11 protein-coding genes are annotated in these 13,971 nt (G+C 70.0%); 5 read left to right on the top strand and 6 right to left on the bottom strand.

Annotated features, from left to right (window positions below):
* Positions 1-143 precede the first annotated feature (143 nt).
* The 5 genes from ACVDFE_RS23220 to ACVDFE_RS23200 form a co-directional block, all read right to left on the bottom strand.
* Positions 144-1,883 carry a glycoside hydrolase family 6 protein gene (locus tag ACVDFE_RS23220; RefSeq protein WP_360389384.1) on the bottom strand — a complete coding sequence of 580 codons (1,740 nt, stop codon included), beginning with the start codon at positions 1,881-1,883 and terminating at the stop codon, positions 144-146.
* 22 nt (positions 1,884-1,905) lie between these two features.
* Entirely contained in the window at positions 1,906-2,373 is a 468-nt protein-coding gene (locus ACVDFE_RS23215; protein WP_360389387.1) for a hypothetical protein, read from the bottom strand.
* Positions 2,358-3,623, bottom strand: coding sequence for a lytic polysaccharide monooxygenase (locus tag ACVDFE_RS23210; protein WP_458431826.1), 1,266 nt, complete (start codon positions 3,621-3,623; stop codon positions 2,358-2,360). The genes ACVDFE_RS23215 and ACVDFE_RS23210 overlap by 16 nt, the downstream gene beginning before the upstream one ends.
* 25 nt (positions 3,624-3,648) lie before the next feature.
* Complete coding sequence (locus tag ACVDFE_RS23205; protein WP_360389393.1) at positions 3,649-6,432, bottom strand: glycoside hydrolase family 48 protein; 2,784 nt, start codon at positions 6,430-6,432, stop codon at positions 3,649-3,651.
* Between the two features lie 311 nt (positions 6,433-6,743).
* Positions 6,744-7,043, bottom strand: a complete 300-nt coding sequence (locus tag ACVDFE_RS23200; protein ID WP_458431825.1) for a hypothetical protein — start codon at positions 7,041-7,043, stop codon at positions 6,744-6,746.
* 131 nt (positions 7,044-7,174) lie between these two features.
* Here ACVDFE_RS23200 and ACVDFE_RS23195 point away from each other — a divergent pair, with 131 nt between their 5' ends.
* The 5 genes from ACVDFE_RS23195 to ACVDFE_RS23175 all read left to right on the top strand — a co-directional run bounded on the left by ACVDFE_RS23195 (position 7,175) and on the right by ACVDFE_RS23175 (position 12,643).
* Complete coding sequence (locus ACVDFE_RS23195; protein ID WP_458431824.1) at positions 7,175-8,461, top strand: cytochrome P450; 1,287 nt, start codon at positions 7,175-7,177, stop codon at positions 8,459-8,461.
* A gap of 69 nt (positions 8,462-8,530) precedes the next feature.
* Positions 8,531-10,174, top strand: coding sequence for an AMP-binding protein (locus ACVDFE_RS23190; RefSeq protein ID WP_360389402.1), 1,644 nt, complete (start codon positions 8,531-8,533; stop codon positions 10,172-10,174).
* A 47-nt stretch (positions 10,175-10,221) separates the two neighbouring features.
* Entirely contained in the window at positions 10,222-10,497 is a 276-nt protein-coding gene (locus ACVDFE_RS23185) for a hypothetical protein (protein WP_360389405.1), read from the top strand.
* Positions 10,494-11,690 carry a cytochrome P450 family protein gene (locus tag ACVDFE_RS23180; protein ID WP_360389408.1) on the top strand — a complete coding sequence of 399 codons (1,197 nt, stop codon included), beginning with the start codon at positions 10,494-10,496 and terminating at the stop codon, positions 11,688-11,690. Before ACVDFE_RS23185 ends, ACVDFE_RS23180 begins: the two co-directional genes overlap by 4 nt.
* Complete coding sequence (locus ACVDFE_RS23175) at positions 11,687-12,643, top strand: ketoacyl-ACP synthase III family protein (protein WP_458431823.1); 957 nt, start codon at positions 11,687-11,689, stop codon at positions 12,641-12,643. The genes ACVDFE_RS23180 and ACVDFE_RS23175 overlap by 4 nt, the downstream gene beginning before the upstream one ends.
* 94 nt (positions 12,644-12,737) lie before the next feature.
* Here the strand turns inward: ACVDFE_RS23175 and ACVDFE_RS23170 are convergent, their stop codons facing one another.
* Positions 12,738-13,877 (bottom strand): hypothetical protein, encoded by a 1,140-nt coding sequence (locus ACVDFE_RS23170; RefSeq protein ID WP_458431822.1) that lies wholly within the window; start codon positions 13,875-13,877, stop codon positions 12,738-12,740.
* Positions 13,878-13,971 lie beyond the last annotated feature (94 nt).

Here is a 13,971-nt window from a genome sequence, read left to right as displayed (position 1 = left end):
GAACGCACGGGGTGCCGCCGCGCGCCGCCGCCGCGGGTGCGGGTGCGGCGGCGGCGGGGCTCCTGCGCGAGCGGAAGTCGCGCAGGAGCCGTTTCACAGCGGTACCGCGGTGGTGCCGGTGGTGCTGTGGTGCGGTGCTCCGGTCACAGCGCCGGGTAGGCGTTGCGCATGAGCTCCTGGAACTGCGCGGAGAACCACTTGCCCGACAGCGGGGCGTCCGGCAGCGCACCCGACAGGTTGTTGCCGTTGCGGATGTTGCCGGTGTAGGTCGGGTCGCACATCTTGTCCGCGCCCTTGCCCTCGTTGTTCGGGATCTCCTTGCTCGCACCGTCGGACTCACCCGGCGGCTTCACCCACACGTAGGCGTCGATGCCCGGCTCCGGCGCCGCCTTCGGGCGCTCACCGAGGCCGGCACCGGACTGGTTGCACCAGTTGCCGAGGTGGATGCGGCGGTCCAGCTTGCCGCCGTTGACGTAGGCGTCCACGGTCGTCTGCGGGCCGGGACCCGTCGGACGGGCGCTGCCGCCCCAGCCGTTGCGGCTGGTGTCGATCAGCATGCCGACGTTCGCGTCGAAGCCCGCCTGCACGGCCCGGTTGCGGAACGCCTGCGCGTAGGACAGCTCGTCGACGTAGCGGTTCCAGTCCACCCACTTCGACTGGCGGACCGAGGTGCCGTTCACCGAGTCCTCGATCTTGAAGTACGGCTCCTTCAACGCACCGTAGTTCGCGGTGTTGGCGATGAAGCCCTGCACGTTCGCCTTCGTGCTGCCGGACGCGTTCGCCGCCTGGAACAGCAGCTCGGCCGTCGCGCCGAAGTTGTCGTCCCAGCCGATCCAGCCGTGGTGGCCGATGTCCAGGTAGTTGTAGACGTTCGGCACGGCACCCAGCTTCGCGAGCGCGTAGCCGACACCGGTGATGTAGTTTCCGTTGGCCTTCATCACGTCGCAGTTCGCCACCGCGGTGGGCCGCGGCGTCACGTTCGTGATCAGGTTCGGCAGCGAGTCGATCTCGACCGTGGTGACGATCCGCAGGTCCTTGTACGCGGGCCGGGCGAGGATCGCCGCGATCGGGTCGATGTACTCGGTCTTGTAGCGACCGATCTCGTCGGGCTTGAGCTCACCGTTCGACGCGAGCGCCGAGCAGTCGCGACCGGGCAGGTTGTAGATCACCAGCTGGATGACGAGTGGTGAGCCCGCCGCCTGGCGCACCGCCTCGTCCAGGTGTCCGACCAGTCCGCGCGAGTCCACGGTGCCGGTGATCGCCGCGATGCGGTCGAGCCACACGGCGGTGGGCTGGTTCGCGATCCGGCTGCCGCCCGGCTCCGCCGAGGCCTTGGCCGCCCAGTCCGGGTTGACGTACTGCTTCGCACCGACGTACGGGTTGTCGACCTTGCCGTTGCCCGGGTCGGGACCGGGGCCGTTCGACGTCGTCGTGGTCGTCGTCGTGGTGGTGGGCCCGACCTCACCGGTGCACTGCGTGCCGTTCAGCGTGAACGTCGCCGGGCTGGCGTCGTTGGCGCCCGCACCGCTGCCGTTGAAGCCGAGCTCGGTGGACGCGCCGGTGCCGAGGTTGCCGTTCCACGACAGGCTCGTCGCGGTCACGTCGGCACCCGACTGCGCCCAGGTCGCGTTCCACCCCTGTGCCACGCGCTGGTTGCCGGGGAGGGTGAACTTGAGCGTCCAGCCGCCCGACACGGCGTCACCGAGGTTGGTGATCTTCACCGAGGCGCCGAACCCACCGCCGCCCCAGCTGTTCGCCTTGTAGTCCACCCGGCAACCGGGTGCGGCGCCCGCGGGTGCGCTGAGCGCCACCCCGAACGTCGCCACGGCGGTGGCGACCACGACACCCGCCGCGGCCCACCGCCTTTGTCCGTTGAGCGTCATTGCTCCGGATCTCCTGTCTCTCTCAGTGGTGTTTGATCGGGACGAGCGAACACGCGGTGGGCGTGCACTCGAGTCTGTTGAGTCCCAGGTACTCCATGCCCTCCGAGCCGGTCAGCGCGAAGCCGTCGCCGAAGGCGAGGTCCGGGTCGCCCCGGACCTCGCCGTTCGCGAGCGCCGCTCGCCAGGCCTCTTCCAGCCCTGGCCGCAGGACCAGCAGCCCGAGCCGTTCGTACGGCTCCTTGCTGCAGGTCCCCCACTCCGCGATGAACGGCGCGTAGACCTTGGCGCGCACCGGACCCGCGAACTCCGCGAAGTCCGCCTCGCGCCGGACGGTCGTGCACTCGTCGGTCAGCCGGTTGAGCCAGGCGGCGATGCCGTCGACCCCCTTGCTGAGGTCAGGGGTGGGTTCGGCGCGCCCGACGAGGAGGGCGAACGCGACCGAACCCACCACCAGGAGGGCGAGCAGTGCCCTCGTCAGCGGACGGCGCACGCCGACCCGTTGAGGGTGAACGCCGTCGGGTCGACCGGCGTGGACGTCGTCGTCGCGTTGAAGCCGAACGACGCCGTTCCACCGGGTGCGATGTCCGCGTTGTAGTTCGCGCCCTTCGCCGTCGCCTTCCCGTTCGCGACCGTGACGGTGGCCGACCACGCCTGCTGCAGCTGCTGGCCGGACGGCACGTCCCACACCAGCTGCCAGGCGCTGATCGCGCTGGTGCCGCTGTTGGTCACCGTCACGTTCGCGGTGAAGCCGCCGTTCCAGGAGCTCGGCCGCGCGTACGCGACCGTGCAGGAGCCGGTGGGTCCGCCGCCACCCGTGGACGTCCTGACCGTGACGCTCGGCGACGCCGGCGAGGCGTTGCCCGCCGAGTCGGTCGCGACCACCGTGAACGAGTACTGCGTGTCCGCGCTCAGCCCGGTCACCGTCGCCGAGGTCGTCGACGTGGTGGCGACCACCTGGTCACCGCGGTAGACCCGGTAGCCGGTCACGCCGACGTCGTCCGTCGCCGCGCTCCAGTCCAGCTTCACCGAGCTGCTGGTGACACCCGACGCGACCGGCGTGCCGGGCGTCGACGGGGCGGTGGTGTCCGGCGTGCCGGTGCCACCGCCGAACTGGACGTCCGAGCAGCTGTAGAACGCCTCCGGGCTGTCCGAGCGCTGCCACAGCGAGTAGATGATGTGCCGGCCGGTCTTGTTGGGGAGCCGGGCCTGCCACGCGTACTCGCCGTTCGCGAGCGGCGGGTTCGTCACCTTGTCGAACGGCACGGACTCGAGGTCCGACCACTTGAGCGGCTTCGTCACGTCGAAGCCGTCCTTGGTGACGTACTGCTCCCAGGTGCCGGGGTGCGGTGCCCACGCGTTGTACCGGAACGTGACCGAGGCGTTCGCCTGCACCTGCGTCACCGGCCAGTCGGCGCGGGCGAGGTTGTAGGCGGCGAACTTCGTGGTGGGACCGCACAGGCTGCCGTCGGGCACGATCTCCCGGTGGCGGCCGCCCGCGTTGCTGATCAGGTTGCCGAACCAGTCCCACAGCGGCTGCTTGCCGCCCTGGGCCACTGCGGCCTGGCAGGCCGGGTTGGTGGGCTGCAGGTCACCGCCACCGCCGCCGGTCCGGCCGTCCTCGTAGCAGAGGTAGGTGCGGCTGCCGGGCCAGACCATCGAGCCGTGCGCGACCGCGGTGCCGCCGGTCTGCACGAGCAGGGCACCGGTCGTGGCAGCAACGAGCGCAAGCGCCGTTGCCATGCGTTTTCTCATCTCGCTACTCCTCTCACCCGTAGAGCTCTGCGTGCAGCGAGAACGCCGTGGCGATCTCGGTCTGCGCCCAGAAGCGGTGGTAGGTGAACGTGGGTGCCGGGCCACCGTCCAGGTAGGCCTGGACCTTCGGCCACTGCGGGTCGTTGCGGAACATCGACCGCATCGACAGGAACGACGAACCCTGCTTGATGTCGTCGCCGTTCGGCATCTTCCCGGTCCAGCCCGGCGGCACGTACGGGCCCTCGAGCGTGCTGGTGTTGTAGACGTCGTCGAACCGGTTGTAGTCGGACCGGGTCTCCGGCGTCGCGATGCCGAGGCTGTCCTGGTGCGAGAGCAGCCCGGTCAGCAGTGCCTCACCCGTGGTCTTGGCCGCGGCGTCGCCCGACCTCGACGCGTAGTTCAGCAGCACCTTCGCGTACGACGCGGCCACGCCGACGTCCTGGTTGTGGTTCAGCACCCGCACCCGCAGGTTCGCGTTCGCACCGGGGTTGGTGGCGTTCCACGTGTCGGGCGCTCCCGACCACTCCAGGTCCGCGGGGATCTGGAAGTTCGTGCCGGTGGTCGTGTTCGCGATGGCCCACGGCACCCACTTGTCGAGGATCTTCTTGGCGCGCGCGTCACCGGTCAGCCGGTACAGCGCGGCCGTGCGCTCGATGCCCCACACCTGGAAGCCGAACCACCGGTTGCTCGGCGGGTCGCGCCACACCGGGTGGGCGTCGTAGTACATGCCGTAGAAGGTCGGCGTGCCCGCCGGGGGCGAGGCGTACTGGCCCTCCCAGCTGTTCGTCACACCGCCGGCGAGACCGCCGTCGGCCGACTGGAGCCACTGCAGCATCTCGAGCTGCCGGTCGAGCGAGGTCGCCCAGTCCTGCTGCCCGGTCGCGGACAGCGGCTTGAGCGCGGGCACGTTCGACAGCGCGTACGCGGCCAGCGGGTTCTGGTAGCCCTGGTGCGAGGCACCGTCACCGATGCGCCACGCCCAGCCGGCGGACGTGTCGGTCGCGCCACCCCACGCGTAGTACCAGGACATCAGGTAGTGCGCGCTGTTCTTGCCGGTCGCTCCGGGGCACGTCGTCGGGCTGGTGCAGTTGCCGATGCGCTTGAAGTACTTGTCGAACATGGCGTACCGCAGGTAGTCGCCCATCTTGGCCGACTTGCCGATCTCGCTCGCGATGTCGCCGGCCTTGCCCTGCGCCGTGGCCCACTGCTGGGCGAGCAGCGCCACCTGCACCACGCGGGCGTCCGCGTCCGGTGCGTTGGTGTACTTCCACTGCTTGGCGTAGGAGGAGTCCTTGGTGAACAGGTCGAGGAACCCGTTGGGGCCACCGTGCTTGAACGTGTCGCACGAGGGCTGCGGGATCGTCTCCCACACCGACTCCGACGAGCCGCGCTGGTAGGTGTTGATGTACGCGGGCGCCGTCGTGCCGTCACCGCAGCGGCCGAAGCCGTAGGTGTTGTCGACGTCGATCAGCCAGTGCATGCCGTAGACGTCCGAGCTGCCGTACGCGGACTTCAGCTCGTTCGCGATCGGGTCGGTGCCCACCGGCGCGGTGCTGCTGAGCACCGACGGGTACTGGTCCATCCGCGGGTGCTCGGGCGCGTAGGTCGCCGGCTTCGACGGGTCGTACTTGTCGTTGGTCGGCTGGTCGGCCTTCGCGGGGATGATGTACTTCTCCATCGACGCGAACGCGGACTTGAACGGTGCCCAGTCACCGGTGACGCGGCCGTAGCTCGCCTCCAGCCACAGGTAGTAGCTGTAGGCCTCGGACGTCGTCTGGTGGCCGTGGTCGGGTGCCTCGACCATCAGCGTCTCGACCGAGTGGTACGGCACGAGCAGGTCGCCGAACTTGCGGAAGTAGCCGCTCGCCGGGTCCTTGATCTTGTTGTACTGGTCGAGGAACGCCTTGTTGAAGTCCGACGTGCTCGGGTCGAGCTCCTTGACCGTCACCGTCGCCGGGGTGTGCCCGCTCGCCGACGCGGTGAACGTCGCGGTCGCGAGGTCACCGCCGTTGGCCGCCGACGTCACCGTCACCTTCTGCTTCGCGGTGCCGGACAACGTGAACGTCGTCGGCGTGGCGGTCAGGTCCGCGCTGCCGCTGCGGGCGAGCGTGACCGTGACCGGCGAGGTGGGTGCCGTGGCGAGGGAGACGTCGAACGTGGCCGTCTGCCCCTGCTTCACCGAGACCGCGCTCGGCGAGGCCACCACCGCGGGTCCGGCCAGCACCTTGACGGCCACCGGCGTGGACGTCGTGGTGGCGCCGCGGTTGTCGGTCGCCCGCGCGGCGATGCTGTGGTCACCGGCCGCGACCCCGGACCAGGTGCCGGTGAACGGCGCGCTGGTGTCGGTCGCGATCAGCTGGTCGCCCGCGTAGAAGTCGACCTTGGCGACCGTGCCGTCGGAGTCCGCCGCGGTGGCCGCGAGCGGGATCGACGCGGGCACGGTGTAGCTGCTGCCGTTGGCCGGGGACGTCAGCGCCACGGACGGCGCCTGGTTCGGGCCGGTGCAGGACACCCCGTTCACCGCGAAGTCCGTCGGTGGCTGGTTGGTCGAGCCCTTGCTGCCGTTGAACCCGACCGAGGCGCTGCCGCCGGACGGGATCGTGCGGGCCCAGTCCGGGTTGGTCACGGTGACGACCGCGCCGCTCTGGGCGAAGGTCCCGTTCCAGCCCTGCTGGACGCGTTGCCCGTCGGGGAACGTCCAGGTGAGCTTCCAGCCGTTCAGCGCCTCACCGTCGTTGCGGATCGCCACGCTGGCGCCGAAGCCGTTGTTCCATTCATTGGTTACCGAATACGTCACGGTGCAAGCAACCGCGAGCGGTGCCGCCACGGCGGGTACCCCGCCCATGACCACCACCGCCGCAACTGTCAACGCCGTTGTTCGCCGAGTCATGCCGCCGCCCTCTCGACAACTGGGAGCGCTCCCAGAGTTCACGGCACTGTAACGCGGGCCACATCGACCAACTGGCCGCCGGTGCAGCGGCTGTTGAACCGGAAAGCCGTTGTCGTTGCGCCACTTGACACAGCACCGGTTCGTCCACCGGTTACTCTTACTGCTCTCTTCGAGTGGAATTCTGGGAGCGGTCCCAGATGAGGGCGGGGATGCCCGCCTCACGGTGAAGACTCCTCTGGGCCCCTCAGCCACGCCCGGTTCTCGCACCGGCCGTGACCACGCTCTTGCCGCTGCTCGCGCCGTCGAGCGGGTACGAGCAGGGCAGCGTCTTCACCGAACCGCCCCGGTCGCCCGTTCCCGAAGTGGTCGTCGCGCGCGACCAGCGAGCTGCCCTCGCCGCGGTGGAACGGGTCCTGGATGTTCTCGAAGCAGTTGCCTGCGACGAGCACACCGGCCTCCGTGGTGGACGCGACGCCGTAGCCGGTCACACCGCCGCAACAGTTGTCGTGGACGTGCACCGGACCGGCTGCCGTGCAGCCGATGTTCCACCCTGCGGCACACGCCGTTGTCGCCTGAGGAGGAGCCGACCTACGGTTCGCCCGGAGTAGAGACTGTGCGAGCCCGACGCTCCTGCCGCGAGAGGCACACCATGTCCACCCCCAGTTGTCCTGCCCACTCCTCCAGCACCTCGGTCACGCCGGCGGAAACCTCGTTCCGGCCCCTCGACTCGGAGGACTACCGGCGCGCGGCAGCCCCTGCTGTCTTCGCCGAGCTGGCCGCGCGAGGTCCCATCCACCACGTCGTGCTCCCCGGTGAGGCTCCTGCCTGGCTCGTGACGCGGCGGGCCGAGGCCGAGGCAGCGCTGCGCGATCCGAGGCTGACGAAGGACCCGCTGGAGGTCGCGCGCTACGGACAGGCCGTCGGCCGCCGACGCGTGCCGGAGGACTTCACCGCGGTGAGCGGACGGCAGTTGATGAACCTCGACGGAGCCGACCACGCGCGGATCCGGCGGGTGATCACCAGGTACCTCGTCGACAGCGCCGTCGCCCGCAAGCAGACCGTGCTGACCGAGACGGTCCGGCACCACGTCGACGCCCTCGCCGCCGAGGAGACCGCTGACCTCGTCGCGGACTTCGCCGTACCCCTCGTCAACGACGTCATCGGCCGGATCATCGGTGTCCCACCGGAACTGAACGAGATCATCATGACCGGAGGGGCGTTGTTGTTCGGCCCGGACGACCCGACCGCACCGGCGATGATCGACGCGTACCGGCAGGTCACCGCTGCCGCAGGCCGCGCTGTTGCGGAGGGTTCCACCGCGGAGGGCGCGGACGACCTCCTGGGAGGGCTCGCGTGCGCGGTGCGCGACGGGCTCGTGAGCAGGCGGGAGGCGGCGTCCAACCTGGCCATGGTGATGATCGCGGCGACCGGCGGTCCGGTGAAGATGCTGGCTCATTCCGCGGTCGCGCTGCACGACGACCCGCTCCTGCGCCACGCGATGCTCAGCGGCGACCCGATGGCGGTCGTCGAGGACCTGCTCTACCAGCAGCCTCCCATTCCGTTCACGAGCTGGCGGTTCGCCACGGAGACGATGGAGATCGCCGGGCAACAGGTGCGCGCGGGCGACGCCGTGATGGTCCTCATCGCCACGGCGAACAGCGAGCCCGCTCCACCGGCCTGCCCTTCCGGCGCTCCTGCGGCTCCAGGTGAACGTGCTTCGGCGGAGCGGCGGCCCGAGCGGAACCTCGCGTTCGGCGGCGGCCGGCACCGCTGCCCCGGCCAGTCGCTCGCACGACGGTTGGCCGCGACGGCACTGCCCGCCCTCTTCCGCGCGTTCCCCTCCGTCCAGTTGCAGGTCCCCGGCACCGAGCTGATCTGGCGAGGTGGTTTCGGGCCCCGGGGGCCAGGACGCGTCCCCGTCCGGTTGCGCAGCTGAACAGAACGCCGGGCGATGTCACCACCCGGACCACCACCCTCCGAACATCGCGCAGATCAGGAACCCCGCATGCCCAATGACGGCCGTGCCGCCGCGACCACCCTCGCCGAACTGATCGACCACCTCGACGACGAACACGGTGGCGTGCTCGTCCGGTTTCCCGTCACCGGTGAACAGCAGTGCCATGCGGACGTGCCCGCGCTGGCATGGGGCGTGGCCGATGAGCTCCTGCGGGCCGGTGTCGAGGAGGGCTCCGTCGTCGGAGTCCTGTCCGGCACCGAGCCGGGTTTTCTGCCTGCCGTGTTCGGTGTCTGGGCCGCCGGCGGAGCGATCACCGTGCTGCCGGTGCCACCGATGCCGACGCCTCCCGAGTCCGTCGCCGCCGCGCTCGGTCCCGTGGCGGGCCTGCTGACCCACGTCGTCGTCACGGACAGCCAGATCGGTGTGGCCGAACAACTCGCCGCGCGCCATCCGGAGTTGCGCGTGGTGCGGGTCAGCGACTGCGCGCCGAAGCCGAGGATCGCGTCTTCCGCGCGACCCGAGTCCCCCGCCGTCGTCCAGTTCACGTCGGGCAGCACCTCCCGGCCGAAGGGCGTCGTGCTGTCCCATTCGGCCGTGCTCGCCTGCTTCGCGTCGACGGCGTCCGCGAGCGGCGTCGCCGCGGGGGACATCTTCGTGTCGTGGGTACCTGTGTTCCACGACTTCGGTCTCATCACGATCCTCTTCGGACTGTGGTCGGGCTACGAGCTGCACCTGTTCTCGCCGTGGCACTTCATCCGCAGGCCGCGCAAGGTCATCGAACACATGAGTGCCGCTGGTGCCACTGCGTTCGGTGGTCCCAACTTCGCCTACGACCGCATCGCCACGGCCTACGACGACGGTCTGCTCGACGGGCTCGACCTGAGCAGGTGGCGACTGGCGCTCAACGGTGGCGAACCCGTGAAACCCGGCACGGTCGAGCGCTTCTCGGCCGCGCTGGGCCCCGCTGGGCTCGCCCCCGGCGTGTTGTTCCCCGTGTACGGCATGGCGGAGGCGACGTTGTCGGTGGCCTGCCCGGAGCCGGGTACGCCCGCTCGGGCGTTGTGGCTCGACCGCGCGTCGCTCGGAGATCGACGGGTCGCCGTTCGCGTGCCGGACGGTTCCTCGGACGGGATCGGACTCGTGTCGGTCGGCCGGCCCGTGCCCGGCATGGAGCTGAAGCTGCTCGCCGACGACGGAACGGAGGTCGCGGACGGCTCCGTGGGCGAGATCGTGCTGCGCGGGCCCTCGGTGATGACCGGGTACTGGGACGACCCCGTCGCGACCGCGACGGCGATCCGCGACGGCTGGTTGCAGACCGGTGACCTGGGCGTGCGGATCGCCGGTGAGCTCTACGTGACCGGCAGGCGCAAGGACATGATCATCGTTGCGGGCCGCAACTTCTACGCCGAGGACGTCGAAGACGTCGCGCGCACACTGCTGCCACCGGAGCTCGGTCGCTGTGTCGCGTTCGCCGACACCGACGAAGAACGCGTCGTCGTGGTGCTCGAGACGTCCGATCCGGCAGCCGGCGCCGAACTGGGCGACAAGGTTCGAGGACTTGTGTCGGCACGTCTGGACCTCGGCTCGGTCGACGTGTACGCGGTGCCGCGCAACACGTTGCCGCGCACGACCAGTGGCAAGTGGCAACGCAGGCTCACCTCGCGGTTGTTCCGCCAGCTGACCGGATCCTGACGGTCCGCTCAAGGCGGAACCAGTCTTTCCTGCGAAGGAGTTCAACCATGGCCGACACGGCTCGCACTGAAACCGACTACCTGGAGCTCGTCCGCAGCGCGTTGACGCACGCGCTGGAAGTCGAACGCGAAGACACCGACCTCGGTGAGGACGTCGAGCTCGTCGGGATGCCGAACATGAGCTCTCTCGCGATGCTGCGCGGTCTGATCCACGTCGAAGGTGTGCTGGGCTTCGAACTGGCGGACGACCGACTGGTCACCGTGCGCACCATCGGCGAACTGGCAGCCGCGATCGCGGAGCAGGACGAGGAGTCCGCCCGATGACAGCGCGAGCTGTGCGTTGTCCGCTGCACACGAGCGACTACACCACCTCTCCTCATCCCGCGGTCTTCGACGAGCTCGCCGACAGCGGCCCCGTGCACCGCATCTCGCTCCCCGGCGAGGTGCCGGCGTGGTTGATCACCGAACGCGACCTCGCCGAACGGACCCTGCGCGACCCGCGGCTGGTGAAGGACCCGATGCGGGTGGCGCGGTACGGCCAGCCCGTCGGCTCCCGCCGCGTGCCGGACGACTTCGCCTCCGTGGGTGGTCGCACGATCATGAACCTCGACGGCGACGACCACGTGCGCATCCGGCGCGTCATCGGCAGGCGGCTGTCCGGTGCCGCGCTGACCACCGCACGGCCGATGGTCGAGACGCTGGTGCACCACCGGCTCGACACCATCGCCGGAGCCGGCACGGCGGAACTGGTCGAGGACTTCGCGGTCCCCCTGGTCACGGACGTGATCGGACAGCTCTTCGGGGTGCGCGAGGACTTCACCCGAGCCATCGTCACCCACGGCAGCAAGCTGTTCGGGCCGCAACACCCGGCAGATCCGGACATGCTGGCGGCTTATCCCCTGCTCGTCCAGGCGTTGAACGGGGCACTGGCCGAGGGCATGTCGAAAGAAGGCCGCGACGACCTGCTGGGAGATCTGCTCGCCGCCCAGCGGGATGGCAGGCTGCGCAAGCGGGAGACCATGTCGAACCTCGCGCTGCTGATGATCGCCGCCGCCGACCCGGTGATCGCGCTCATCTCCCGCGGCGTCGCACTGGTCCAGGCCGACAGCCACGCGCGTGCCGAACTGCTGCACGGCGACGCTGACGCCGTGGTCGAGTCACTGCTCCGCGAACAACCGCCCATCCCCTTCACCGGCTGGCGGTTCGCCACCGAGCCGATGGACCTCGACGGCCACTCCGTCGCACCAGGCGATGCGGTCCTGGTGCTGATCCCAGCCGCGAACCGCGCGGTGGACGCCGGGAACCGGCAGGGGCACCTCTCCTTCGGCGGCGGAGTGCACCGCTGTCCCGGCGGTCACCTCGCGCGCATCGAGGCGGTCGCGGCTCTGCGCGGGTTGTTCAGCCGGTTCCCCGATCTGCGGCTCGAGCTGCCGTTCGAGGAGTGGGTGTGGGTCGGTGGTATCGGTCCGCGGGTCCCTGAGCGCGTACCCGTCCTGCTGAACGGCGCAGCGCGGTGAGGGTCGCGGGAGCGATCACGATCGCGGGAACCGCCCTGTGGCTTCCCGACGAGGTCTACTCGGCGTCCGAAGCGCAGACGGCGGGCTCGGTGACGGCGGCGGATTCCGAAGGCGAGCTCATCGGCCGGCTCCCGGTGGCGGACATCGCACCACCCCGGATGGCCCGGCTCGCCGCACAACGCGCACTGGAGCACGCGGGGGTGACGGCAGCGGAAGTAGGGCTGCTGGTGCACGCCTGGGTGTTCGACCAGGGCCCGCAGACGTGGACTCCCCCGCATCGTGTCGCACGGGAGCTGGGCGCGCGCCGCTGCGCCGCGATCGGCATACGACAGATGTCCAACGGTGGTGCGGCCGCGATGCAGACCGCCATCGCCCATCTCCTCGCGGAGCCTCGCGCAGCCTCCGCACTCGTGACCACAGCGGACAACTTCAGCAGCCTGCCCTACGACAGGTGGCTTTCGGTGCCACCGCTCGGCGACGGTGCCACCGCCGTCGTGCTGACCAGAGGCCCCGGCCCGCAGGTGGTCGAATCCATCACGACAGCGGGCGATGCCGGGATGGAACTGCACTTCCCCACCTCCGATCCCTTCGAACCGGGTGCCGCCCGCACGGCCGGCTCACCCAGCAGGCAGGCGCTGCACGCGTTCGCCGCCCACGTGCGCGACGCCGCCGAGCAGGCGCTGGAGGACGCCGGGCTGGACTGGAACGACATCAGCTCCGTGCTGCTCCCCCGGCTCGGCAAGACGTTGGTGAGCCACCTGGCCCGCACCGGACTGCCCGCTGGTGTGGCCGATCGAGTCGTCCGGACGGGATACGCGACCGGGCACCTCGGTTCAGGCGACATGCTGGCCAACCTGGCCGAGCACCCGGGTCCGCGGAAGGACGAGCACCACCTGCACGTCAGCACCGGGGCAGGACTCACCACCACCTGCTTGATCACCCGTGGTCGCTGAGCATGGACGGACGGCACACGCCAGGTGTGGTGGGCAGGCCGGTGTGTCACCGGTTCCTCTTCTGAGCGCGGTCAGCGAGACGTTGCCGGCGGGGTCAGATCGCGAGCCCTGTGCGCTCGTCCCGCGCGTGTTGCAGTTTGCCGGCCATCTCGGTCCACGTCGCGTCCGCGATGAAGGTCTGGTCGTGCGCGGTCGACTGGTTTCGCCCCACGATCGTTCCCACACCGAGGTAGTTGACCACTTTTCCCTTGTGCACTCCCAGGAAGCCGGAGTCGCCCGCGAAGGCGGAGACGGCGTCGTTGAACGCTTCCACGGCCGTGGTGTGCCGTGCCGGCGCTACCTCCGCCAGGCCTGCCACGTACCCGCGCAGGCCGAGGTCGCGGACCAGGTCGAAGAACGACCGGTGTTTCTGCGGAAGTTGGCTGCCGCGCAGTTCCTGGGCGAACACACCGAGCGCCGAGTCGTACTGCGTGCGGCCGATCAACGCGTCGAACAGGTGCACCAGCGGTGTGGCGGAGCCGCTCGGTCCGGTGGGGTAGCCGGGCGGTGGAACCGTCCAGGTGACGAGGGTCTTGGCCCAGTCGACCGGGTCGCAGAAGGTCGTGCTGTCACTGCGCGGGCTGACCCGGCGGAAGGACTTCGTCGCCCGCCGGGCGCACTCGGCCGCGACCAGCAGGACCCGGCAGACCTCGTCGTGCGCGTCCGGGCCGTGCTCGCGCACCACCTGCTCCAAGCGGCACAGTTCCCCCACCATCGGCGTCGCCGCGGCGTTGATCTCGAAGAAGGCCGAGGTGAACACCTGCTCGGCGCGATTGTCGTACACCGGGAGCGAGGGACGCAGGTTCTCGATGACCGCGTCCTCGATCCGGTACTCACCCGAAGGTCCCATGAGGCCGGGATCGCTGAAGGTGACGTTGTTGAACACCCAGTCCTCCAGGGTGAGCCCCGCACCGTCCCGACCGAGCCGGTGGCACACCTGCTGCCACGGCTGTGTGATCGCCGGGGGCAGCTGATCCGGGATGTCGCGGTTGCGGGACACGTACATGCGCGCGACGCCGAACCGCCAGTAGGAGTGAGCCACCAGGCCCAGCACGGTCGCCGCCCGCTTGACCTGGTCGTCAGGAAGGTCGTCCGGACCTGCGGCCAGCAGCGGGAGGTCCGCGATGATCGCTTGGGCGTCCTGGGCGAAGGCGAGCTTCCGGCAGCCGCGCGGCCACCTGTTCCCAAGCCGCATGCGGACCGGTCAACGGCGAACTGGCCACCGTCCGGGGCATGAACCCGTGGTCGACGGTGATGTCGCCGTCCAGGTTCCTGGCCGAACCCGCGGA

This window comes from Lentzea chajnantorensis (assembly GCF_054300775.1).
Note: the sequence above shows the minus strand (reverse complement) of the source record. Positions and strands in the feature narration are given on the sequence as shown.

Excerpts from the sequence above, each read along its gene's own strand:
- ACVDFE_RS23220 (WP_360389384.1), bottom strand. The coding sequence starts at position 1,883 with ATGACGCTCAACGGACAAAGGCGGTGGGCCGCGGCGGGTGTCGTGGTC.
- ACVDFE_RS23195 (WP_458431824.1), top strand. The coding sequence starts at position 7,175 with ATGTCCACCCCCAGTTGTCCTGCCCACTCCTCCAGCACCTCGGTCACG.
- ACVDFE_RS23190 (WP_360389402.1), top strand. The coding sequence starts at position 8,531 with ATGCCCAATGACGGCCGTGCCGCCGCGACCACCCTCGCCGAACTGATC.
- ACVDFE_RS23185 (WP_360389405.1), top strand. The coding sequence starts at position 10,222 with ATGGCCGACACGGCTCGCACTGAAACCGACTACCTGGAGCTCGTCCGC.
- ACVDFE_RS23210 (WP_458431826.1), bottom strand. The coding sequence starts at position 3,623 with ATGGCAACGGCGCTTGCGCTCGTTGCTGCCACGACCGGTGCCCTGCTC.
- ACVDFE_RS23170 (WP_458431822.1), bottom strand. The coding sequence starts at position 13,877 with ATGCGGCTTGGGAACAGGTGGCCGCGCGGCTGCCGGAAGCTCGCCTTC.
- ACVDFE_RS23180 (WP_360389408.1), top strand. The coding sequence starts at position 10,494 with ATGACAGCGCGAGCTGTGCGTTGTCCGCTGCACACGAGCGACTACACC.